This window comes from Segatella asaccharophila (assembly GCF_054687055.1).
Genome location: NZ_BAACAN010000010.1, coordinates 52205 through 77538, shown reverse-complemented (window position 1 = coordinate 77538; position 25334 = coordinate 52205). Strand labels below are relative to the sequence as shown.

20 protein-coding genes and 1 pseudogene are annotated in these 25334 nt (G+C 46.9%); 6 read left to right on the top strand and 15 right to left on the bottom strand.

What is annotated here, in order from left to right:
• Positions 1–30 precede the first annotated feature (30 nt).
• The 4 genes from ACYRYG_RS07930 to ACYRYG_RS07915 all read left to right on the top strand — a co-directional run bounded on the left by ACYRYG_RS07930 (position 31) and on the right by ACYRYG_RS07915 (position 6209).
• Positions 31–2397 (top strand): TonB-dependent receptor, encoded by a 2367-nt coding sequence (locus tag ACYRYG_RS07930; protein WP_293431825.1) that lies wholly within the window; start codon positions 31–33, stop codon positions 2395–2397.
• Between the two features lie 3 nt (positions 2398–2400).
• Positions 2401–3027 (top strand): nicotinamide riboside transporter PnuC, encoded by a 627-nt coding sequence (gene pnuC, locus ACYRYG_RS07925; protein ID WP_460197961.1) that lies wholly within the window; start codon positions 2401–2403, stop codon positions 3025–3027.
• A gap of 55 nt (positions 3028–3082) precedes the next feature.
• Positions 3083–3856, top strand: coding sequence for a thiamine diphosphokinase (locus ACYRYG_RS07920; protein WP_293418500.1), 774 nt, complete (start codon positions 3083–3085; stop codon positions 3854–3856).
• A 277-nt stretch (positions 3857–4133) separates the two neighbouring features.
• Complete coding sequence (locus tag ACYRYG_RS07915; protein WP_293418498.1) at positions 4134–6209, top strand: TonB-dependent receptor; 2076 nt, start codon at positions 4134–4136, stop codon at positions 6207–6209.
• 158 nt (positions 6210–6367) lie between these two features.
• Here the strand turns inward: ACYRYG_RS07915 and dnaA are convergent, their stop codons facing one another.
• The 7 genes from dnaA to ACYRYG_RS07880 form a co-directional block, all read right to left on the bottom strand.
• Entirely contained in the window at positions 6368–7777 is a 1410-nt protein-coding gene (dnaA, locus tag ACYRYG_RS07910; protein WP_293418496.1) for a chromosomal replication initiator protein DnaA, read from the bottom strand.
• A 687-nt stretch (positions 7778–8464) separates the two neighbouring features.
• Positions 8465–9391 (bottom strand): MlaD family protein, encoded by a 927-nt coding sequence (locus tag ACYRYG_RS07905; RefSeq protein WP_293431834.1) that lies wholly within the window; start codon positions 9389–9391, stop codon positions 8465–8467.
• A gap of 5 nt (positions 9392–9396) precedes the next feature.
• Positions 9397–10758 (bottom strand): N-acetylmuramoyl-L-alanine amidase family protein, encoded by a 1362-nt coding sequence (locus tag ACYRYG_RS07900; RefSeq protein ID WP_293425466.1) that lies wholly within the window; start codon positions 10756–10758, stop codon positions 9397–9399.
• Positions 10759–10990: 232 nt separating this feature from the next.
• Positions 10991–11905 carry a glycosyltransferase family 2 protein gene (locus ACYRYG_RS07895; protein ID WP_293429617.1) on the bottom strand — a complete coding sequence of 305 codons (915 nt, stop codon included), beginning with the start codon at positions 11903–11905 and terminating at the stop codon, positions 10991–10993.
• 1 nt (position 11906) lies between these two features.
• Positions 11907–13040, bottom strand: a complete 1134-nt coding sequence (locus ACYRYG_RS07890) for a glycosyltransferase family 4 protein (RefSeq protein WP_460197960.1) — start codon at positions 13038–13040, stop codon at positions 11907–11909.
• Positions 13021–13416, bottom strand: coding sequence for a dihydroneopterin aldolase (folB, locus tag ACYRYG_RS07885; protein WP_293429611.1), 396 nt, complete (start codon positions 13414–13416; stop codon positions 13021–13023). The genes ACYRYG_RS07890 and folB overlap by 20 nt, the downstream gene beginning before the upstream one ends.
• 144 nt (positions 13417–13560) lie before the next feature.
• On the bottom strand, positions 13561–16161 hold the full coding sequence (locus ACYRYG_RS07880; RefSeq protein ID WP_293425746.1) for an adenosylcobalamin-dependent ribonucleoside-diphosphate reductase: 2601 nt from the start codon (positions 16159–16161) through the stop codon (positions 13561–13563).
• 369 nt (positions 16162–16530) lie between these two features.
• Between ACYRYG_RS07880 and ACYRYG_RS07875 the strand changes: the two genes are divergently transcribed.
• Both ACYRYG_RS07875 and bglX read left to right on the top strand, forming a co-directional pair.
• A complete protein-coding gene (locus ACYRYG_RS07875; protein ID WP_293424022.1) occupies positions 16531–17268 on the top strand; it encodes a nitroreductase family protein in 738 nt (245 codons plus the stop codon).
• 33 nt (positions 17269–17301) lie between these two features.
• Positions 17302–19587: a beta-glucosidase BglX gene (bglX, locus tag ACYRYG_RS07870; protein ID WP_293424024.1), complete on the top strand. Its 2286-nt coding sequence runs from the start codon at positions 17302–17304 to the stop codon at positions 19585–19587.
• Between the two features lie 46 nt (positions 19588–19633).
• Here bglX and ACYRYG_RS07865 read toward each other — a convergent pair whose 3' ends face one another.
• The 8 genes and pseudogenes from ACYRYG_RS07865 to ACYRYG_RS07830 all read right to left on the bottom strand — a co-directional run.
• Entirely contained in the window at positions 19634–19963 is a 330-nt protein-coding gene (locus tag ACYRYG_RS07865) for a thiamine phosphate synthase (RefSeq protein ID WP_460197968.1), read from the bottom strand.
• Between the two features lie 25 nt (positions 19964–19988).
• Entirely contained in the window at positions 19989–20246 is a 258-nt protein-coding gene (locus tag ACYRYG_RS07860; RefSeq protein WP_460197959.1) for a beta/alpha barrel domain-containing protein, read from the bottom strand.
• A gap of 12 nt (positions 20247–20258) precedes the next feature.
• The gene (locus tag ACYRYG_RS07855; RefSeq protein ID WP_460197958.1) at positions 20259–21032 is read right to left on the bottom strand and encodes a sulfide-dependent adenosine diphosphate thiazole synthase; all 774 of its coding nucleotides are present in this window, start codon (positions 21030–21032) and stop codon (positions 20259–20261) included.
• Positions 21029–22747 carry a phosphomethylpyrimidine synthase ThiC gene (thiC, locus tag ACYRYG_RS07850; RefSeq protein WP_460197957.1) on the bottom strand — a complete coding sequence of 573 codons (1719 nt, stop codon included), beginning with the start codon at positions 22745–22747 and terminating at the stop codon, positions 21029–21031. Before thiC ends, ACYRYG_RS07855 begins: the two co-directional genes overlap by 4 nt.
• A gap of 16 nt (positions 22748–22763) precedes the next feature.
• Positions 22764–23387 carry a thiamine phosphate synthase gene (locus ACYRYG_RS07845; RefSeq protein ID WP_294728902.1) on the bottom strand — a complete coding sequence of 208 codons (624 nt, stop codon included), beginning with the start codon at positions 23385–23387 and terminating at the stop codon, positions 22764–22766.
• Entirely contained in the window at positions 23384–24223 is an 840-nt protein-coding gene (thiD, locus tag ACYRYG_RS07840; protein ID WP_294075833.1) for a bifunctional hydroxymethylpyrimidine kinase/phosphomethylpyrimidine kinase, read from the bottom strand. Before thiD ends, ACYRYG_RS07845 begins: the two co-directional genes overlap by 4 nt.
• A 350-nt stretch (positions 24224–24573) precedes the next feature.
• On the bottom strand, positions 24574–24915 hold the full coding sequence (locus tag ACYRYG_RS07835) for a DMT family transporter (RefSeq protein ID WP_460197956.1): 342 nt from the start codon (positions 24913–24915) through the stop codon (positions 24574–24576).
• A gap of 127 nt (positions 24916–25042) precedes the next feature.
• A pseudogene (locus ACYRYG_RS07830) lies at positions 25043–25114 on the bottom strand (SEC-C metal-binding domain-containing protein); the annotation flags it as partial.
• Between the last annotated feature and the right edge of the window lie 220 nt (positions 25115–25334).

Genomic DNA, 25334 nt, shown 5'->3' with positions numbered 1-25334 from the left:
CCCTTTGTTTTTTTTAATATTACAGGTATAATGAAAAAGATTGTATTGCTGTCCCTTGCCCTGATCGGCATGAGCACAATCAATGCTCAACAGGCCGATACGACAAGGACCCACAGGCTTTCAGAAGTTGTGGTCAATGCCATTCGTGCCAAGAAGAATGCACCATTTGCAGTAGCCAACATCAACCGGAACGACCTGGCGGCTTTCTCCAAGACCGGCCAGGAACTCCCCTTCCTGTTTGCCCAGACTCCCGGAGTCCTGGCATGGGGCGAAAACGGAACCGGCACTGGCCCCGTCTATATGCGTCTGCGCGGAGCTGCCGGTAGCCGCATCAATGTCACCATTGACGGCGTGCCGTTAAACTCTCCCGAAGATGAGACCGTCTTCTGGGTAAACATGAATTCTTACGGGGCCCTTCTCCAATCAGCCCAGATCCAACGCGGCGTAGGCACTTCAACGAATGGTGACGGAGCCTTCGGCGGTTCCATCTCCCTGAGTACCCTTACCCCGTCTTATCATCCTTACCTGGAGCTGACCGGCTCCTACGGCTCATTCAACACATACAATGCAGGAGCCAACTTCTCCACCGGGCTAATGGCTGACCGACTCGTCTTTGACGGAGCATACCACGAAACCCGCACAGACGGTTACCTCCATGGCACTGACGGCCGGTCCGGTTCCTACTACGGAGGATTGACTTACCTGGGCAACGGATTCGTCCTTAAGTATAAGAACATCGGTAATTTCGAGAAGACCGGACAAGGCTGGAACGGCGTGGTAGCCGGCAACGATGACGCATCCCTTATGGATGAAGGCATCCGTACCTATAAAGACATGTACGATGCCGGACTCGGAAAATTCAACAACCTCTATGAACACCTTATCCTCGATCCGAAAACCTGGACCTTTGTGAAAGACAAAAACGGGAAATACGAGACAGAACGCTACCAACTGTCAAACGGATCACTCTGGAAAAGGACGACCGACAATTTCTACCAGAACCACAATATTCTCTCCGCAGCCTGGGAGATCAATCCCCACTGGACGACCAACGCTGCCCTCCGTTACACCTACGGTTACGGTTATTATGATGAGTTCAGATATAACAACAAACTCTCAAAATTCGGATTACGCGATTTCACAAAGTCTGACGGAACGGTCCTGCAAACAACAGATTTCATCCGGAAGAAAGGGCTCACTCAAAACACCTACGGTTTCATCTGGGATACCGACTATAAAAGCAAATATCTGGATATTACCGGTGGCCTGGCCCTCCAGTATTTTACCTGCCACCATTGGGGCCGTCTGACCTATATGGCAGATCCCGAGTTGGCTGCCAGATACATGCCTGACGGACAGGACTATCCCTACTATAATTCAGACGCACATAAGGGCGACTACAGTGGGTTCATCAAGACCACGGGAAAGGTCACAGACTGGTTTGATCTCTTCCTGGATCTCCAATACCGCCATGTCGACTATAAGACCACCGGCATCAATGACCATTTCCCGAAAGGGACCTATACCAACCAGGTCCTTGACATCAACAAGCACTATGATTTCTTCAACCCTAAAGCCGGCGTGAACCTGCACTGGGATTCGCAGCGGGCATACGCATCTGTCGCCATCAGCCACCGCGAACCGGAACGCAATAACTTCACGAACAATGATAATTATCCGGCTCCTACAGCAGAAAAGGTAACTGACTGGGAACTCGGTTATGAATGCAACGGAAGCAACTGGCGAGCAGGCATCAACTTCTATGACATGGCCTATCACAACCAGTTTGTCCAGACCGGGGAACTCAGTGACATCGGTGAGAACCTGACCACGAACATCAAGAAGTCGTACCGTATGGGAGCAGAGATCACCGCAGGATATGATCCGTTCAAGTTCCTGACACTCGAAGGCAATGCTGCACTAAGCAGGAATCGCATCAATGACTTCACAGAGGCTATTGATGACTGGGATGACAAAGACCATCCTGCACACGAACACTACAGCAAATCTACCCTGAGTTTTTCTCCGTCTACGATCCTGAACGGATTTCTGACGGTGCATTTCGCAGGGTTCCAAGGCATCTGGCATACCAATTTCGTAAGCCGGCAGTATCTTGACAATACAGAGAACAGAGACCGCGCCTTGCCCTGCTATTCACAGACCGATCTCCATCTCAACTATACCCTGAAGTTCCGCAACTTATGGAAACCGATCCAGCACATTATTCTCGGCCTTGACCTGAACAACCTCTTTGACCGTCACTATGCCGCAATGGGCTGGGTCTACTCCGCCGTAAGCAAGTCAAGTGGCTATACCCTTGACAAGCGTTACTATCAGATCGGATTCAACCCCATGGCCGGATTCAATATGATGGGACATCTGACCATTCGCTTCTAGACAATGGAGACATTCCTCAATGAACACTGGCTGGACATACTGACGACCCTCGTAGGGCTCGTCTATGTCTGGCTGGAATATAAAGCCAGCATTCTGCTTTGGGTTGTAGGCATCATCATGCCGCTGTTATGCATAGTACTCTACTGGCAACATGGCCTCTATGCTGACTTCGGCATGAATATCTATTACACCCTGGCCGCCGTTTACGGTTATATCGTATGGAAGTTCGGGAAGAAGAAACAGCAGGCAGCGGACGAGAAAGAGATGCCCATCACTCATTTCAAGGCCAGGCTGATCCTTCCGTCCACATTGATCTGGCTCATCGCCTGGGTGCTCATCTACTGGGTTCTGATCCGGTTTACCAACTCTAATGTACCCATCTGCGACTCCTTCATCAACTCCCTGAGTTTTATCGGCCTGTGGGCTTTGGCCAGGAAATACCTTGAGCAATGGTATATCTGGATGATCGTCGATGCGGTCAGTGCCGTGCTCTATGTCTATAAAGGAATTCCGTTCATGGCCGGGTTGAACGTGGTCTATGTGATCGTGTGCGTAGCCGGTTTTTTCAAATGGAAGAAGATGATGTCCGAAGAAAGGCAGCACGAAGGAGACACCGCGGAAAAGGGTTAAAGGAGACACCGCCTATCCAGATAAGAGGCCATACGTTTTTCCTATTGAACAAATAATGATTATGAACTATCCATTGATTTCTTCACGAAGCACCTTTGATGCCGTTATCCTTGCAGACGGAGATTTCCCCGCCCACCAGATTCCTTCTGGGATCCTGTCAAGAGCCAGACCACTCATTTGTTGTGACGGCGCAGCGCAGCACCTGCTCAAATTCCAGGACCGTATCCCCGACGCGATCGTCGGAGACGGAGATTCCCTGCCCGAAGAGTACAAGAAACGCTATGCCCGTCTCTTCCATCCTTTCAGTGAGCAAATGGACAATGACATGACGAAAGCTACCAGATATGCGCTGTCCCTGAGAGGCATACCTGTGGTCTATGGCCAGCCGTCAGACTTTACCCCTCTGGAAGACCAGGCGGAAGACATCCCTACCCTCGCCACCTTTGCCTATCTCGGCGCATCGGGAAAGCGAGAGGATCATACCTTTTCCAATATAGGACTGATGGTATTCTATTACCGCAGACTCCACGTCCAGCCAGTAATGGTCACCGACTATGGATGGTTCGTACCGGCTCACGGGAAATGCACCTTTGCGACAAAACCCGGCCAGCAGATCAGTATCTTCAATTTTAGTTGTCAACACCTCAGCGGGGCAGGGATGACATGGCCTGTCTTTGCCTTTCAAGAACTCTGGCAAGGCAGTCTGAACGAGGCCACCGGCAAGCAGATAGAACTGGAGGGTGACGGACTCTATCTCGTTTTCCGCACCTTTGAAGTGAAAAGAAGGAAGCCCCAAGGAGCAACGGCACCAGAGAGCCACCAGGGTTGAAAGCATAACCATACGGCAGGACGAGTCTGTTTCCCCTGATCCATAATTGTCTGATCGGGGAAAAGATTCGCACTCCCCTTTTCGAGTAACCAGCAAATATTCATTCAGTCTTTAAGGTAATTTCCCTAAAGAGCAAAGCACCAGCCATGAACACCGGAGCATGACGAGAAAGCCACAAATCCACACTTTTATCGTTCAAATTATATTTTTATCACATAAAATGATTACCTTTGCGGTCGCTTGCCATAAGACAAGATGATTTTTTAAAAATTAATCAATGTACAAAACAATTTTCAACAAGCGCCGCAGCCTGAAGTTCAAGAGATTTGCGAACAAGGGTTACGCACTGTTCTCCGTACTGGGCAAGGAAGTTCTTGTAGGCACCCTGAGCATTGCCACGCTGTCTCATGCAAGAGCAGCCGGCATCAGCACAGATGTGAACAAGGCAGCTTCTGATTCAACCTTCAGGAAGGAGCAACAGCTCGACGAGGTCGATGTGACCGCAAGCCGGGCGCCGCTGACAAGGAGTCAGCAAGCGAGAATGGTTACTGTACTGACGCGAAAGGATATTGCTGCCGCGCCGGTGCAAAGTGTCAACGATCTGTTAAAATACGCCGTAGGCGTAGATGTCCGGCAACGTTGCCCTATCGGCGCCCAGACGGATGTCAGCATCCGTGGCGGTAATGATGAACAGATCACCATCTTGCTCAACGGCATCAATATCTGTGACCCACAGACTGGCCACAACGCATTTGACCTGCCTGTAGACCTGAGCGACATCGAGCGCATCGAAGTGCTGGAAGGCCCTGCAGGCAGAATTTATGGAACTTCTTCCCTCCTAGGAGCAATCAACATCGTGACGCGCACGCCCAGGCAAAGCAGTCTTACGGCTCATGCCGAAGGAGGTTCTTTCGGCTATCTCTCTGCCGGCGGCAGAGCTAATATAGCGAAGGGATACTGGAACAATCAGATTTCAGGAAGTTATACCCGCAGTGACGGTTTCAGCCGGAACAAAGCCGGGCACCTGAACATGGATTATAAAGGGGGAAAGACCTTTTATCAGGGAAACTATGAAGATCCGGACATACAAGTCAACTGGTATGCAGGAATGAGTACGAAGAACTGGGGCAGCAGTACTTCATACAGTTCAAGGTTCGATGACCAGTTTGAACATACCTTCAAGACCTATACAGCCTTGCAGGCAGAGAACAAGACCGGTATCTTCCACCTCAAGCCATCTATCTACTGGAACCGTACGATGGACCGGTTTGAACTCTTCCGGGGGGCAGCGGATAAATATCCCTTCAATTACCACCGCACAGATGTCTACGGCGTAAACCTGAACGGTTATTTTGACTGGTTGTTAGGGCGCACAGCTATAGGTGCGGAAATCCGGGATGAAGACCTGGTGAGCACCAACCTCGGGGAAACGCTGGAACATCCCAGACCTGTTCATGGCACAGGACTGGAATACCTGAAAGGCGTAAACCGGACAAACGTGCAGTTTGTGCTGGAGCATAATATCCTGCTCAGTCGTTTTACGCTCTCAGCAGGGTTGATCGCAGTAAAGAACAGTTGGGCAGACATGAACATGCGTGTCTATCCGGGCATTGATGCCAGTTACCGGATCGGAAACAACTGGAAGCTCTATGCTTCATTCAACACCTCACTGAGGATGCCATCGTTCACCGAACTATACTATTCCGTCGGTGGGTATCTGGCAGACCCACATCTGAAACCAGAAGAACTGTCAGCCCTTGAAACCGGTATTAAATACCAGGCACAGGGCATCAGCGGCAAAGCCAGCATCTATCACAACCATTACAAGAATCTCATCGACTGGATTTATGATGGCTCGAAGGATGAAAGTGGGTCTCCCGTCTGGAAATCAGTCAATTTCGGGAAGATCAACTCCCTGGGAGTAGAGACCTCCCTGGATTTCGATTTCCTGCAGCTCATTCCAGACCAGCATTTTCTACAGAACTTCCAACTCAGTTACAGTTATATCAACCAGACCAAGCATGAGCGTACAGGCATCCAGAGCATCTATGCCCTGGAATACCTGAAGAACAAGTTGGTTACGGATGTAGAATTGAATCTTTGGCACAATCTCGATTTAGGATTGCAATACCGGCTTCAGCACCGCATGGGCTCCTATGTGGATGTCAACGGTCATATCCATAGCTATACCACTTATGGGATCCTTGACGGCAAACTGAGTTGGCGTGAGAAGAAATGGAACGCTTATCTTGAGGCGAACAACATTCTGGACAAGGATTATGTTGAAGTAGGGAATGTCCCGCAACCCGGCTTCTGGCTGATTGCAGGAATGTCCATCAACCTTCCATTCTGAGATGCCTATCCTCTCTGTGTCCCTTCCGTCAGAAGGATAAGGACTGACCAAGGGACACTACGGATAGAAGACTAACGAATAAGGGGGTGAGACTGGCTTGAGTCTCACCCCCTGTTTTTATCTAAGAACAGATCAAATTCTATTATTCCGCTTCAGAACTAACCCTTCAGTTTAAAAGCATTCTCTATGGACACCAGTTCATCCCGGAAGGAACGATCCACCTTGATACGCCCTTCCACTTTAGAACAACTATGCACGACCGTAGAATGGTCACGGTTACCCACCAGTTTTCCAATTCTTGTGGCAGGCATCTTCGTATATTTCTGAGCCATATACATGCTGACCTGCCGGGCAATGACATAGTCATGCTTACGGCTCCGGCTGTTCACAGAATTAGGTGACACATTAAAATGTCTGCATACCGTATTGACAATATCATCCAGTGTAAGCGGTTCATCATCCACCTTCACGGCACGCTTGATCACCCTTTCAGCCAACTTAAGGTTAATATCCCCGCCATATGTGATGCTGTAAGCCAGAAGTCCGTTGATGACCCCTTGGAGATCCCTCACACTGCCATCGGCATTTTCAGCGATATATTCCACCACATCATCCGGGATAGCAAGACCATTGCGGCGTATTAAATTGACCAGAATATCCCTGCAGAGCTGCTTATTAGGTTTTTCAAGTTCAGCGATAAGGCCACAAGAGAAACGGGTCAGCAGTCGATCCGGCATATCCTTGAGTTCGACTGGCGGCCGATCACTGGCCAGGATAATTCTCCGTCCATTTTTAAAAAGATGATTGAAGATATGAAAGAAAGTATCCAGTGTCTTCGCTTTCCCCATCCACTCCTGAATATCATCTACAATCAGCATGTCTATGGTCTGATAGAATCCGATGAAATCATTGACATGATTATTGAGGACTGCGCTCGTATATTGTACCTGGAAGAGTCGTGCACTGATATAAAGGATGCGCTTCTGCGGGTAACATCTCTTGCATTCATTTCCGATCGCATTGATCAGATGCGTCTTGCCACAACCGGAAGGACCATAGATGAACATAGGATTAAACTGCGCCGTATTAGGATGCTCGGCAATAGTCAGCCCGATAGATCTTGAGAGTTTATTGCTGTCCCCTTCCACATAATTGGAAAAGGTAAGTTTCGGATTCAACTGTGAATCTATCTGCTGTGGCTTTGCGGCATCCAGGATCGAAGGAGACTGGTTTGCACCCGACACGGATTTGGGGTGAATGGCATCAGCAGGATCAGCCTCAATATTCTGCGTAAGGTTATGCTCCTTGTCAGTGACAATACGATAAGTCAGACGAATACCTTCACCGAAAAATTTCTTCAAAGCCTTGCTCATCAGGTCCACATAGTTGGCCTCCAGATACTCATACACGAAACCACTTGACACCTGCACCAGAAGGGTTGTCTTCTGCTCATCGTATGATTCAAAAACAATAGGTTTGAACCAGGTATTATAGGCTTTCTCATCCAGATTGTTTCTGATGAGCATAAGAGCCTGATCCCAAAGATCTTTAGGACTATCTTCTTTCATGCTATAAAAACACGCTTTTAATTGATTTTCATATTCACACCGCAAAATGTTGTCAAGCAACATCCTGACGTTACACCTGGAAAACAGCAGGCATGGCCAGCAGGTTAACTAAGGCGAAATTCCGTAAGATGATCAACCTTCCGAGTCAGAAAGTCTCTATCCACCATTTCACCTTTTTCGAGAAAGGAAAGGAGCCGGTCACACGGATCCGTCCCTCCTGTCCAATGACAGAGTCATTCGGCATACGGTCTTCTTTTTGCAAAGATATAAAACATTTCCCAATTACACAAATCATGCTCGGCAATACCTCTTTTTCATAATCGCTGTAAACGGCTTGTTATCGGGTAATTAAGAGATTTTAAGGTTCCTTTCATCCTGTTCTTTATTCACAATTCTATAAAGCACTGACAATTAACGATATATCAACTTTTCGAAAAAGTGATAATACAAGGAGTGAAACACTTCCGGGACAGACTCTAAACCAGCTCATTTTCAAATACTAAAACAAGATTTACAAGAGTGTGAAACAAAGCCTCCTTCTATTTAGACAAAATTTAATTAGTGAGAGGCTTCCTGCCCCCGGATTTTCCCCCCCTTCAGGAACCTCAGATCTCCTCAAGGATGAGATTAAAAAATCCTCCCCATTGACATTGAATGGAGAGGATAAAATGATCACTTGCGACTTAATTATTTATCTTTTTTCCCAAACACGGAAAAATGCACATACCGCTTAGGATGAGCTTTTATATTTATCAGTAACGAATCGGCACTGCGCATCGTCGCATTCATATTATCATACAAAGCCGGATCTTTCATCAGTTTTCCCAGCGTCCCTTTTTCATCATTGAGCTTTTCACTCAGTTGGTAGACCTGCTCAAGAGTGGCATTGATCTGTGACATGGTCTTCTGAATATTCAGAGAGGCCAGGTTATCCGTAAATTTACGGCCATTGACCATCATCCCGTTTGCATTATCCAATGTTCCGTCAGCCCGGCGGATCAGCCCCGGTACCTGTTGGTTAAGACCAGTGATCAGGATATTCAACTGGCGGCTAGAAAGAGCGAGGTTAGAACTTGTTACCTGGATATTATGAAGAGATCTGACCAACGCAGGATTAGACACCAACGCATTCAAACCCGTGAGAATAGAATCGATCTTAGGCATCATCTTCTCTATAGAAGGCACCATACCCTGAACCTTAGCCATCACCCCTCCATCCATGATTCCGGGGATGACCTGTCCCGGTTCTATTCTATTGGCTGGATTATTAGCCATCAGAATATCCACCTGCATATTACCCATGATGTCCTTCTGGATTTCCGCCCTGCTCCCCAGAGGAATACGCATCCCCTTTTCCACGCCGATCTTGACCCGGATAGGACCATTCCCGGCATAATTATACTGGATACTCTTGACCGTACCCACTTTATACCCATCAGCATAAATCGGCGCAGCAGTTCCTAATCCGGCAATATTTCGAAAAGTCATATAATAAGTATCATCATTTGAGAACAGGTTCATCCCCTTCAGAAATTTAATTCCGAAAAAAAGGACAATAATCCCGACAATTGCTACAAGAGCAATCTTAACCTCTTTGGTGAATTCTTTCTTCATAAACCCTATTTTTTCCTGTTATTTAAAAACTCCGTAATCGCCTGATTCACGTCCATTCTTTCCCCATTCTTAAAAGCGACGATGAACGCATCCGGAAACCGGTCCAGCAAACTCTTACGCAACCGGTAAATTTCATTATAGTTTGTCGATCCTCCTGTAGTATACTTGAGAAGAGAGCCTTCATGATAAACCTCAAAATCATCCAGTCCCTTTAAGGAAGCATCCCCTGCCTTCAACTGCCTGCTTGAAACCAAGAACTGTACTTTGAATACAGGAATATCCACATCCTCTGCCTCCTTACGATGATCAACGGTCTCTTTTCTGACAGGCCTCACCGAACGTTCAGGCATTTTTGAGGCTGACGGGCGCAAGCGCTTGTCAGGCTGAGAAGCAGACGAAGAACCATCAACCGGCCGTGAGGTACCCATACTTTTATTCTGAGGAGTGACCAGGACCCAATGAGAATTATCCGAACTGGACACCTTAGAAGAAGACTGGTCATCCTGCTGAACTGAGCTGCCCGGAACAATTTGAGGAATATCGAGGTTTTGTTTCGATGTACTGCGGTAAGGAACCGTAATACGACGACCATATTTGTTCTTATATTCCACAAAAGCATGATAGATTCCATCCGCAATAGCCTCTTCCTTGCTACTGTCATTCAATTCCTGCTCCTCATCAGGAGTAGTGATAAACCCCAGCTCAATCAAGCAACTCGGCATGGAAGTTTCTCTTAAGACAAGGAATCCGGCCTGGTGCACTCCCTTATCGATACAATGTGCACGACTGCAGACATTCTGCTCAATCATCTCCGCCAGATCCACACTTTTCGCCATATTCCTGTCCTGCATAAACTCGAACATGATATAGCTTTCAGAAGAATTCGGATCAAATCCCTGGTAAGTTTCCTTATAATCCTTTTCCATAGAGATAACGGAATTCTCCCTCATAGCGACAGCCAGATTATCCTTCGCACGATGCATCCCCAGCGTCCAGGTTTCGAACCCCCTGGCTACTCTGCCATCAGGAAGTGCGTTCGTATGAATAGAGATGAACAAATCGGCATCATTACGATTAGCAATATTCGCCCGATCCATCAAAGGCACAAACACATCCGTTTTCCGCGTATAGATCACCCTCACATCAGGGCAATTACGCTCTACATCCCGTCCGAAAGCCAAAGCGACCTTAAGATTGATGTCTTTTTCATTTGACATTGCTCCTATTGCACCCGTATCGTGTCCTCCATGCCCGGCATCAATGACCAATGTAAACCGTTTGTTTCTGACAGAACCGGCAAAAGAAACCGGTACAATCAGAACGGAGGATAGCAAAGCCAATAAAACGACTACAAAATGTCTTTTCATTCCTCAAATGTCAGTTTAATGCAAAAGTAACGAATTTCTCTCAAAAACTACTATCTTTTATTCAGTTTTATCATTTATCCGCCCAACTTCCTCATTTTTGGATGACTGCACGTAAAACGGCTGCAATGCTCATCCCCTTTTCTCTATCCTACCCAAAAAGACCATAGACTAAAGAAACTACCATCTTACGGATAGGATTTCACATCAATGAAGAAACCGCCGACCGACAATATCAAAACCTGTGACCAGAAAATATCTTATTCAAACTGCAGAGAAAAGTGATGATTTTTAACACCCTCTTCTCAAACTTATCGGTCTTGTTCAGGTAATGGATAACAGGTTGCAACCGAGATTTATGATAGTCAACATAATCACAAAGCATAGGGTAGAAATTCCGAGCCAGATACGTCCGTCTTTTCTCATCCCTGCCATCTGCCAAATCCACGATTAATTTTTCTAGATGGCCATACATTTCCTGCTGGAACCATTTTGCCTTCTCTGCATTTACCGCTGTCGTGTTCTGGCTGATACCTGTCCCGTCACAAATAGCTACAATAAGAGGAATGGACTTATAAGTATATCCGTATAGGACAAGACTGTCCACAGAATGTATCCAGTCGGAAACGATCCTGTAATGAATATCATATAAATGCCCGTTGAACAACTTCCTCTTAATGAAACAAGACTGATGGGGCAAAGAGTCATCATAGAGATATGCCAAGTCAATCCGATCCGGTGATTCCAGCATCCTGTCACCATTTTCATTTCTAGAAAGCGAATGTCCGCAAATGTAATCTGTTCCGTCAAAGGGCACAGATTTCAGAATATCCCCGTTCAGACAATCACCGGAATTGAGAAAGAGCAGATAAGTTCCCTTAGCCCGGAGAATTCCCTTATTCATTCCGTCATAGATTCCCTTGTCCTGTTCTGATGACCAGAAACTTAACTTTGTCGTTTCACCAGCATATTCCCTGATAATCCCAACACTTTTGTCAGTCGACTTCGCATCAATGATAATATGCTCATAATCATCAAAGGACTGCATCAGGACACTCCTCAACGTCTTTTCCAGTCCTTCTGCATTATTAAAATTTACAGTGACTATTGTCAGGAGAGGATGATTTTTTCTGGATGTTAATTGCTCCATATTAAAAAAATTTTTGATATACCTTTACCATCTGGAGAGCAGTTTTATTCCACGAAAACAATTTAAGCCTTTCCTTCCCTCTCAACACCAGTCTCCTGCGCTCCGCATCATCGTTGATCAGTCGCAGGCAACTATCTACCATTGAGTCCAGATTATGGGGATCAAAATAGCATCCTGCATCTCCCGCTATCTCAGGGAAACAACTTGTATTACTGAGAGCTACCGGGCACCCACAAGCAAAGGCCTCAAGAATCGGTAAACCAAAGCCTTCATAAAGAGAAGGAAAGATGAAAAGGAGTGCTCTTCCATACAGTTCTTCCAGATCAGAATCAGCAGCAGCAACATGCAAGACAGATGCAGACAGATCCAACTGTCGCATCTCTTCAGACTCACCCTTAGAAAATGGCTTTCCCGTACAAATCAGGATAAGTCCTCTTTCCTGTTTTCTGATCTGTACAAAGGCTCTAAGCAAAAGGGAGAAATTTTTATAAAAAGTTCTGTCACCGACAAACAGCAAATACCTTGGAGGCAAAGACAGTCTGTTTTTATGTATAGACGGGTGAAGACTATTGCCATGATAGATCACATCAATCTTCTCCGGAGCAATATTCAGGATATTGACAATATCCTTTTTGGTGTTTTCGCTAATTGCGATGATCCGGTCAGCATGGCAAATTGTCTCTTTCTTCTCGCGGATAACCTTATCTGCATCCGCAAACTGTCCGGGGAATAATTCATGGATCATGTCATGTACCGTAATAATATAAGGATGCCCGTTCAGGTAATCTAAAAAATAAGGATCATAATAGGTAGGATGAAAGACGCAGGGAGAAGAAGTATCAAGAAGTTCTTTTACCAGAGCCCTATTATCTAGCAGCAATCTTTTTCTTAACCGGTTAAAGATGAAATGAGGGACAGATTTCAGATGCCTGTCCACCCGGTATTCTTTCAGATAATAATTATCTGTATATTTTACGGCGACATCATAATCCATCGGGATATGGGTCATGACTTCACAGAAATAGCGAGATATTCCCCCAAACCTTTGAATATTAAATATCTGGTCATCGAACAGTACAGATAAATGATCACCCTTCTCAGATAAACTCATAACTTTACCTTTCTTGTCCCCCATTGTCCTTCTCATTGATAAAATGCGACTCTATGCCGGCGCCCTCACAGTCAGCCCCCATGGGAGGATTGATTTTCATCACGTTCAAGTCAAGGGCCCGAATAGCCGGAAAGGTCCGGAACAACCGTTCTGCGATCCTTCCGCTCACCCTTTCCAGAAGGCAACTGGGAGTGTTCATCTCCTGCCGGATGACCTTATAGAGATCAGCATAGTTTAAGGTATCTTCAAGATCATCAGAGACCATAGCCTTTTCTATCGAATAATGGATGCGAAGATCCACGATGAAATCCTGGCCCGTAAGATGTTCCTGTGCACCTACACCATGATAGGAATGGAAACGCATACCTTTCAGTATGATTTCACTTTCAGTTAATGTCATATCCAGTTGATTATAGAAGATTCCTCCATTCTGATTTCACACATACCCACAGCCCTTAAAAGGATCCAGCTCATCATGACGGCTTAGTTCCCTTTTACGACGTGACAGGCCGCAGCCCATCACGCCGTAAAAAATCCCAGACGATCAGCCACAACGGCTTGCGCCACAGTTGGTACAGATCAGGCAGCCCTCCTGATAGACCAGAGTCTCCTGTCCACATATCGGGCATTTCTGGCCTTTCGCCTTCGTGCCATCCACGATATATTTCTTCAAGGCCCTTACGACTCCATTCTTCCACGTATTGATACTCTCATCTTTCAGTTGGAGAGACGTAACCAGTTTGACGACATGATCAATGGGCATCCGATAACGGAGTACTCCAGAAATCAACTTAGCATAATTCCAATACTCAGGATTGAACTTCTCACTCAGTCCCTCAACAGTAGTCTTATAGCCACGTTTATTTTTAAACTGGAAATCATACCGGTGAGAGCCATCCGGATTCGTCTGCTGTATGATCTCCCCCTTAGTGACATTCTTCGGAAGAGCAATCCCCTCCTCATCATCCTGAAGTCCAGTAAAGATCTCATACGGATAACCGTCCAGCAAACCGACAAAAGCCACCCATTTCTCTTTATTGTTCTGGAAACGGACGATATCACAATCCAACTCCTTAGGCCGGACCTCCGTAACCGTGGGACGCTTGAAAGCAGTCTTCTCTTCCAGATTATTATCCTTCACCTCATTTTCCTTCTGAGCATCCCCGTCTTGATCGTTACCCGTTTTCTTGTCCTTTTTGGAAACCGACACCATGACTCCGGCACGACTACCGTCACGGTAAATCGTACATCCCTTACAGCCACATTTCCAGGCCTCAACATAGAGTTTGTTGACCAGTGCCTCATCGACATTATTAGGCAGATTGACCGTTACGGAGATGGAATGGTCCACCCATTTCTGAATAGCACCCTGCATCCTTACCTTCATCAACCAGTCGACGTCATTAGCGGTAGCCTTATAGTAAGGAGAGCGGGCCACCAGGTCATCAATCTCCTCCTGACTATAATTTTTAGCCGTATCTATACCCTTGACCTTCATCCATTCCAGGAATTTCTGATGGTACACGATATACTCCTCATAACTGTCACCCACGTCATCGACAAAATCCACATGGACGTCATCATCGCTGGGATTCACCTTCCGGCGGCGCTTATATACCGGCATGAATACAGGTTCAATGCCGGAAGTAGTCTGAGTCATCAGAGATGTTGTCCCTGTGGGAGCGATAGTCAGGCACGCAATATTACGGCGGCCATACTTGACCATATCCCCATACAGTTCCGGATCAGCCTCCTTAATACGAAGGACAAAAGGATTATGTGATTCCCGTTTAGCATCATAGATCTCAAAAGCCCCGCGTTCCTTAGCCATTGTTACAGAACTGCGATAAGCATTCAGGGCCAGGTTCTTATGGACAGAAACGCTGAAGTCCGTCGCATCCTGAGTTCCATAGCGCAGGCCCAAGGCTGCCAGCATATCCCCCTCAGCGGTAATTCCAAGACCCGTACGGCGGCCTTCACCACTCTTCTTTTTGATCTTCTCCCAGAGATGATATTCCGTATACTTCACCTCTTCGCTCTGAGGATCACGCTTGATCTTATCCAGAATGCCATCAATCTTCTCCATCTCCAGATCGACAATATCATCCATCAGACGCTGGCCATACTGGACATGCTGCTTGAATTTATCAAAATTGAAATAAGCATCTTTCGTGAACGGGTTCTCCACATACGAATAGAGGTTGATTGCCAGGAGCCGGCAACTGTCATAAGGACAGAGCGGGATCTCCCCACAAGGATTCGTGCTCACAGTCCGGAATCCGAGATCAGCATAGCAGTCGGGCACGCTCTCACGGAGGATCGTATCCCAGAACAAGACCCCAGGCTCGGCACTCTTCCAGGCATTATGCACGATCTTGCACCACAGTTTACGGGCAGAAATCGTCTTTGTCATCTTCGGGTCCTTCGCGTCAATCGGGAATTGCTGCACGTAAGGTTCATCAGCGATAGCATCTTTCATGAATTCATCATCGATCTTCACGCTGATATTAGCGCCAGTAACCTTACCCTCTTCCAACTTAGCATTGATGAAATCCTCACTGTCCGGATGCTTGATGCTTACCGAAAGCATCAAAGCGCCGCGACGACCATCCTGCGCCACCTCACGAGTAGAATTACTGTACCGTTCCATGAACGGCACCAGTCCCGTACTGGTCAGGGCAGAGTTGTTGACCGGTGAGCCTTTCGGGCGGATCTGGCTCAGATCATGTCCCACGCCCCCCCGTCGCTTCATCAGTTGTACCTGTTCCTCATCTATTTTCATTATGGCTCCGTAAGAATCCGCATCACCCTCCAGGCCGATGACGAAACAATTGCTCAAGCTCGAGACCTGATGCTTATTACCGATTCCTGCCATTGGGCTCCCTCCCGGTACCAGATAGCGGAAATGGTCAAGCAGGTCAAAGACCTGCCGGGCACTCATAGGATTGGGATACTTCTGCTCGATGCGAGCAATTTCATTTGCAATGCGCCAGTGCATGTCCACCGGTGATTTCTCGAAGATATGTCCGAAGCTGTCTTTCATGGCATATTTGTTTACCCACACCCTGGCAGCTAACTGATCACCGCCAAAGTACTTTAAAGACTCTTCGTACGCTTCTTCAAAAGAATAGGTTTTACGTTCCATATTTTGATGAATAGTGTTCTCTATTGTTTTGCAAATATAACTTATTATTTTCGGAAATGGCCAACTTTTTCAAAGGAATTTGAGGCCTAAAGATTTGTTTTTCGGATGACTTTCAGAAGCACGTTTCCCTAAAAATGGAATAAAATCATGAACAAAGTAACATAAAATCAATTACTTTACATCCAATACTTACACCAACGGTATAATCCTTCAAGGTTCTCCTTTTCCAGATCCGATCCATCAATGAAGATATTTTCAGACTATTAATAAAAACAAATTATTTGCCTGTTTCTTCAATTTCAGTTATCTTTGTGACAAGATCCTCCCAAAAGTCGACCTTAATTGATCAGAAAATAAAAGAAACGATAAATGAAATCACTCAATCAAAGAAAAAGTATACGCAAATATTCTGACAAAGAAGTCAGTGAAGCCCTCCTAAGCCAACTTTTAGAAGAAGCGGAGCATACCCCTACAATGGGCAACCTCCAACTCTACAGTATCATCATCACACGGAGTGAAGAAGGAAAGAAGGCCCTTGCGCCTGCTCATTTCAACCAGCCGATGATCACTGGAGCACCTGTCGTCCTGACGATCTGCGCAGACTTCCGGCGGACCACCATCTGGGCGAAAGACAGGAAAGCAGCTCCAGGATATGATAACTTCCTGAGTTTTATGAACGCTGCTACTGATGCGTTGCTCTATACCCAGACTTTCTGCAACCTGGCAGAAGAGGTCGGGTTGGGCACCTGTTTCCTGGGGACCACCATTTATATGCCCCAGTTGATCATCAATACCCTCAAACTCCCCCGGCTTGTATTTCCCGTCGCCACCATCACCTTAGGATGGCCGGATGAAAATCCCGCACAAAGTGATCGCCTGCCCTTGCAGGCCATCATCCATGATGAGCACTACAAAGACTACACACCCGAAAAGATAGACCGTTTTTATGCAGAAAAAGAGAACCGGAAAGACAACCGGCATTTTGTAGAGATAAACAAAAAAGAAACACTGGCACAAGTCTATACAGACATCAGATACACCGAGAAAGACAATATCACTCTGTCCAGCGGAATGATCGAGGCACTCCGTCACCAGGGATTCCTGTAAAAATCCATTACCAACTCATACTTTAAAGAAATCATGAAGACAAGACAACTATTTTACACCTTAACCTTTTTCTTCCTCTTATCACCGGTCATTGCCGGAGCCCAGGAGAATAACACAAAGATGGACCAGTTTATCGACCGGCTGATGAGTAAGATGACCCTGAAAGAGAAGATCGGTCAACTTGACCTGCCTACCGCCGGAAGCATCATCACCGGGGAAGGCAAGAGCAGCGGCGTAGCAGAAAAGATCCGTGAAGGAGAAGTCGGTGGACTGTTCGGTTTAACCGGAGAAAAGAATCTCCGTGCCGTCCAGGACATTGCCGTCAGGCAAAGTCGCCTGAAGATTCCTCTCCTCTTCGGTCTGGACGTCATCCACGGCTATAAGACCGAGTTTCCTATCCCCCTGGCCAGTTCCTGCAGCTGGGATCTGAAGGCGATTGAGAACGCCGCCCGTATCTCTGCTACTGAAGCTACCGCAGACGGGATCTGCTGGACCTTCAGTCCCATGGTAGACATCTGCCGCGACGGTCGCTGGGGGCGGATGGCAGAAGGTTCAGGAGAAGATCCCTACTTAGGAGCACAGATCGCCAAGGCAGTCGTCAGGGGCTACCAGGGCACCGACCTGAAGGCAGATAACACCATGATGGCCTGCATCAAGCATTTTGCGCTCTATGGCGGAGCTGAGGCCGGCCGCGAATACAATACGGTGGACATGAGTCACCTTAGGATGTTCAACGAATATTTTCCACCTTACAAAGCTGCCGTGGAAGCAGGAGCAGGAAGTGTCATGACCTCTTTTAATACTGTCGATTATATCCCTTCTACCGGCAATCACTGGCTGCTGACACATGTCCTACGTGATCTGTGGGGATTCAAGGGATTTGTCGTCACCGACTATACCGCCATCCAGGAGATGATCAACCATGGAGTGGGAAAAGACCTCCAGGCAGTTTCAGCCCTGGCACTCAATGCAGGGACGGACATGGATATGGTTTCGGAAGGTTTTACGAGAACACTGGAGAAATCACTGTCAGAGGGCAAGGTGAGCCAGCAGTCCATTGATCAGGCCTGCCGCCGTATACTTGAGGCCAAATACAAACTCGGACTTTTTGATGATCCTTACCGCTATCTGGACAGGAAGAGGGCTGCCAAAGTAACCTTTACCCCTGCCAGTCTGACTGCCGCACGTGATCTTGCCGCAGAAACCTTCGTCCTCTTGAAAAACAAGGGTAATCTCCTCCCCCTCCGGAAGGAAGGTACAATAGCCGTTATCGGTCCGCTGGCTGACGCCGGCAACCAGATGGTCGGCACCTGGAGTGTCACCGCTGATGCGGACAAATGCCTGTCCCTGGTCGATGCCATGAAAGAAGCTACAGGCAGCCACGCAAATATTCTCTATGCCAAAGGCTCAAATATCTGCTATGACAAGCAATTACAAGAAAACACTTCCAGAGGAAGTATGAAATGGGACCCCCGGAGCCCGAAGGAGATGATCGATGAAGCTGTAGCTGCAGCACGGAAAGCTGATGTCATCGTGGCAGCCATCGGAGAGCCGGCAGAAGGCAGCGGGGAATGCAGCAGCCGTTCAGACCTCACACTCTATGATGCTCAGAAAGATCTGTTGACTGCACTGAAGAAAACGGGCAAGCCGATCGTGCTCGTCAGTTTCTACGGGCGTCCTACCGTAATGACGTGGGAAAGCCAGAACTTCCCTGCCCTGTTGAATGTCTGGTTCGGTGGAACGGAAGCTGCACCAGCCATCTGCGATGTACTCTTCGGCGACAAGGTTCCGAGCGGTCACCTGACCTTTACCATGCCCAAACGCATGGGACAGATCCCTCTCTACTATAATCACCTGAACACAGGAAGACCGCTCGAAGAGGGGAAATGGTTCACGAAATTCCGTAGTGATTATCTTGATGTGGATAATGATCCGCTCTATCCCTTCGGCTATGGACTATCCTATACTACTTTCAAATATGGTCCTCTCACACTCGACAAGAGTTCTATGACTCCTGAGGACAGTATCCAGGCTAAAGTAACCGTTACCAATACCGGAAATTATGACGGGGATGAGGTCGTACAACTCTATATCCGTGACCGGGTAGCCAGTATTTCACGGCCGGTAGAGGAGCTGAAAGATTTTGCCCGCATCCATCTGAATAAGGGAGAGTCAAAGACCGTCACTTTTACGATCAACGCTGACAAACTGAAGTTTTATAACAGCGACCTCCATTATGTCTGTGAACCGGGAGATTTCGATGTTATGGTAGGTCCCAACTGCCAGGATGTACAGACCGTACCTTTCACCTTACAATAAAGGAAGGAATAAATTTCCTCCGCAAGGAATGACCGGAATACGGCAATCAACAGAGATCAGGTTTTCCCCATATTTCTCCGAGCATGGCTCCGCCTCCGAAGGAAAGGGATTCAAGCAATGGGAGTTTATCGTAGGTGACACCTCCCAAAGCAATGACTTTCCGGTCAATGATACCTTCTTCCTGAGCCTGTTTCAGAGCAGACAGAGGGAAAGCCGAGCAATAGCCGGATTTAGATATACTATCAAAGACAGGACTGAGGAAGACATAATCCATCACCTGTTTCCGTACGGCTACCTCTTCGAGGGAATGGCAAGAGCAACTTACCGTACCTTCATGATGTACCGGAAGGAACGGATGGCGCTTGTTAAGATGTATCCCTTGCAGACAGAGGATCAGATGGTCACAGAAGCATCCAAAAATGGCGCTTGTTAAGATGTATCCCTTGCAGATGAAACTCCTGACAGAGTTTGAAATGCTGGTGCAGGACGAGTTGGTGGTAATATCGCTCAGGTATCAGCTCAAGGAGTTGGCGGCATTGACGCTCATCCCAGTCAGGCTTCCGGATATGGATACTGGTTATTCCATTATCCAACAGCCGGCAGAGAGCAGATGCTTCTCCCGGCAAAGCGCCGGGAGAAGTAATAACGATAATTTTCATCTTCGTAATGCATCATTTTCTGAGTCGTGCGATGATCTCATCCGCAACCTTTTTCCCGGACATGAGCATACCCCCGAAGATCGGTCCCATACGAGGAGTACCGGACACCGCTGATGCGGCCATACCACAGACATACAGTCCCGGATAGATTTCTTTTGTTCCCTTTACCACCTCTTCTTCCCCGGCTGTAACATCCAGAGAGCGTTCTCCGATGACATCCCCTGTTTCGGTATTCAGACACACGCCATTCTTACGGGCTATGGTCTTGCACACCTCACTATCGTGTCCTGTTCCGTCAATGACAAACTTTGCCATGATATTCAGAGGGTCGACATGAAGTCCTTCACGCAATACCGGGGTCCAGTTGACTACCACACCGTTCACCCTATTGTCCTTGAACACGACATCTTCCACCGAATAACAATTGAAAACGGTTGCACCTTCATGAACGGCTTTATAGAGAAGAGCCGAAGTACTTTCTATGGAATCCATCACATAGAGGCCGTCCTGATATGGAGTGGTATGAATATCAAAATCCTTCACTATAGGAAGCGCTTCCTGTTGGATGACAATCTGGTTGAACATCATAGCACCACCCCACATGCCGCCGCCGGGAGAAAGTTTGCGATCAAACTGTGCCACCTTGAGTCCGGCTTTTGCCAGATAGTAAGCAGCCACGATACCAGAAGGTCCGCCGCCGACAATAGCCACGTCCAGTTCAAGATTCTTTTCCAATTTACTGAAATAGGTACTGATAATACCTTTTGACACTTGTGTTTCTATCATTTCTTTTTATTATTTATTGAACAATCATTTTCTTTGCCTAAAGTATGGCTGATGCGCATGGCACAGAAATTCGGGCCGCACATCGTACAGTACTTACCCCCTACATGATTGGCAGCCTTATAGAATTCGAGTGCCCTTTCCGGATCAAGCGACAGATTGAACTGGTCTTTCCACCGGAACTCATACCGCGCCTTGCTTAACGCATTGTCTCGGACAGTTGCACAAGGATGCCCTTTGGCAATATCAGCGGCATGGGCAGCAATCTTGTAAGCCACCACCCCTGTACGCACATCATCCTTATCAGGCAGTGCCAGATGTTCCTTCGGAGTGACGTAACAAAGCATTGCCGTACCATACCATCCTATCTGTGCTGCACCGATAGCACTGGTGATATGATCATATCCCGGTGCAATATCCGTAACGAGAGGTCCGAGGGTGTAGAACGGAGCTTCATGACATTTTTCTATTTCCCGCTCCATATTCTCTCTGATCTTATTCATAGGCACATGACCGGGGCCTTCGATAATGACCTGGACATTCTTCTTCCAGGCACGCTGAACCAGTTCGCCCATGGTATCAAGTTCGGCAAACTGGGCACGGTCATTGGCATCATAGATAGAGCCGGGGCGCAATCCGTCACCCAGCGATACAGCAACATCATATCGGGCCAGTATATCGCAGATGTCATCAAAGTGCTCATATAGAAAACTCTCTTTTTGATGCATCTGGCACCATTTGGAGATGATGCTGCCACCCCGGCTAACCATACCGGTCAGCCTTTCGACAGCATAATGGATATTCTTCAGACGGATACCGCAATGAATCGTAAAGTAGTCCACTCCCTGTTCACACTGTTCAATAAGGGTATCACGGAAAAGTTCCCAGGTGAGATCTTCCGCTTTGCCATGCACCTTTTCCATCGCCTGATAGATAGGGACCGTACCGACCGGAACGGGGCAGTTGCGGATAATCCATTCCCGGGTCTCATGGATATGATCTCCCGTAGACAAGTCCATCAGTGTATCACCACCCCATTTACAACTCCATACCGCTTTCTCCACTTCTTTTTCTATATTTGACGATGTGGCCGAATTACCGATATTTGTATTAATCTTCACCAGGAAGTTTTTGCCAATGATCATTGGCTCTGCCTCGGGATGATTGATGTTGGCAGGAAGGACGGCACGTCCTGCAGCAATCTCCTGCCGGACAAATTCCGGTGTGATATAAGATTCGATTCCCAGTTCATGGCAGTTCATATTTTCCCGGATCGCCACATATTCCATTTCAGGAGTGACCACCCCCTCCTTGGCATAATACATTTGAGTTATCCCATGTCCCTTCTTGGCCCGATAAGGCAAAGAGAGATGGGCGAACCGCAGATGGTCTATCGAATGGTCCGCAAGTTTCATCCGTCCATATTCCGAACTTACTTCCGGCAGTCGCTCTACGTCATCCCTTTTCAATATCCAGGGCTCCCGCAAACGAGGCAGTCCCTTATGCAAATCAATCTGAATATTCGGATCACTGTAAGGGCCACTGGTGTCGTAGATAAAGACAGGAGCATTTTCTTCTCTTCTCTTTTCATTGTTGACTACTGTAACGGTAGGTGTCAGTGTCACCTTTCTCATTGCTACCTTAAGGTCAGGGTAGATCGTACCTCTGATATACACCTTCTCCGAATCCGGATAGGAAATCCTGATGTTTTCGTTCATATTCTTCTATCATTTATTATTGGTGAATCAATGCCATGATTTTTTTCATTTCTTCTATCGGGTTGTCGGCATCCAGGACACAGCCACTCAGTGCTATTCCACTGACGCCGGTCTGCAATATCGGTTGTATGTCATCATATCCTATACCACCGATGGCGACAACAGGAATATCGATGCCCGCCTCTTTCATCCGACAGACCATCTGCCGGTATCCTTCCAGTCCTAAGATTGGAGCCAGATTCTTCTTCGTTGTCGTAAACCGGAAAGGACCACAACCGATATAGTCAGCACCACGGAGAACATGTTCCCGGACCTGATCGAGGGTATTGGCTGTCCCACCTATTATACATTGGTCACCCAACAACCTCCGGGCTTTGTCTATTTTCATATCTTTCTGTCCCAGATGCACACCCTGTGCCTTGATCTTCTTCACCAGTTCGACATGGTCATCGACGATGAAAGTTGCCTTGTATTTCCGGCACATCGGTTCTATCTGCCCAGCCGCTTCGATGATTTCTTCATCCGAAGCCTCCTTCATGCGGAGTTGGATCCAGCGGCATCCGCCTTTGAGAGCCATCAGGGCACCGTCGACATACGAATAGCGTTCGTTGTGATGAGTAATAAATTGGATGTTTGTCATGGTTCAGAAGTTTTTTTTATTAATGAATGGGGTTCAAAGAAATGGTTGACAGGACCTTTCCCATGTCCGATCATGACATCACTTCCTGCTTCAATGGCAAGATGCACATATCGGCAAGCGTGTTCCACAGCTTCGGGCAACTTGCTGCCTCTTGCCAAATAGGAAGTGATGGCAGAAGAAAGAGTACACCCTGTCCCGTGGGTATTGTTTGTCTCAATCGCAGAAGTTTTGAAAGTTTGTTCCTTGCAACTTCCGTCTTCAGAGAAGCAGAACAGATAATCCGTTTTTTCCTTCCCTTCGAGATGCCCGCCTTTTATCAGAACATTCCGGCAGTTGAGTGCCGCAATCCTGGAAGCTGCTTTTCTGATATCCGGGGCATCATGTATCTGCATGCCGGCCAGTATTTCCGTTTCAGGGATATTAGGCGTGAGCAGATACGCCCTGGGAATAAGTTCTTTAATAAAAAGGGATAGTGCATTTTGTTGCATCAACCGGTCCCCGCTGGTGGCTACCATAACAGGATCTATGATCAGATAAGGGATAGGATGAATATTGATTGCGTCGACAATCGCTTGAATCGTGTTTTTGTCATTTACCATTCCTATTTTGGCATACCTGATATTCAGGTCTTCACAGACAGCAAGTATCTGACTCTTCACGACCTGCGGCTCAACAGCACATACCGACTGTACCCCCAGGGTATTCTGTACAGTAATGGCAGTAATGACAGAAGCGGCATAGACGCCCAGTGCGGACATCGTCTTGATATCCGCCTGTATGCCGGCACCGCCGCTACAGTCAGATCCTGCAATAGTTAAGGTTGTTATATAAAACATCCCTACTTAATCAAATAATCAAGAAGGGCTTATATTTGTTGATCTCCCAAATATAAAAATATATTCTTCGCTCGTTCTTCCTACGGCAGCATTGTCTGCATCAGGTCATACGGGTATAATCTCAGCCAGGCATTCTGTCTGGCACCCCTCTTTGGATTGCTCCAATCTTATTTTAACATTGCAAAGATAAGACTTTTATCCTATTATCGGAACTTTCTGAAAGCTTTTCTTTATGAATATCTTTAAAAGATGCTAATAGCAACTAAAGCCAACGGGACAGGACAGAGATGCCATGTCTCTTAAAAACAGAGGATTCCCTTTTAAGAAAACGTCTATAAAGGGGAATGATTCTAATGAATTTGCATTTTAGAAAACAAGTTGATAATCAATACACCTGAAACGATCAGGAACAGCCCTATGATCGCCGGCAAATCAGGAACTTGTTTAAAGAAGATCACACCTATAAATGTAATCAAGACAATGCCTATAGCACCCCAAGCCCCATAGGCTATGGCTATAGGCAATGTACGTAAAGCATAACTAAGCAGATAGAGTGACAGCAAATAACCGATAATCGCTATCGCCGTTGGCAACAAGCGAGAAAACTGTTCCGACAACTTTAACATTGATGTGCCTAATACCTCGAAGACGACAGCTCCGATAAGGAATATCCATCCTTTCATATCATTCATAAATATTTTACCCCGTTTGGTCTGAAGGGGATTGTTTCTATTATTCTTTCTAAACTCTCACAAGTGAATCTCTATCCATCAAGTGGCCATATCTTCATATCATGATCATTCTCATTTTCTCTTTTCATCAATTGATATTCTTCCCATGGCAATTCTTGTATTTCTTCCCGGATCCACAGGGGCAAGGATCGTTCGGACGGATTTTCATTCCTGTCCAAGGATTGTCTTCAGGATACATGAAAGGCACACCAGACAGAGGATGCATTTGCGGTTTTCCGGACCTATTATAGACTTCCGACGGACAATACCCTCTCAGGAACCATCGCGGAATATGATTGGCGAAATCTGTTACGACACCTAAACTTACGTTCAGTTCAGCTACAGTGATAGTCAAGCCACGCAACAAAGCCGAGATCTGT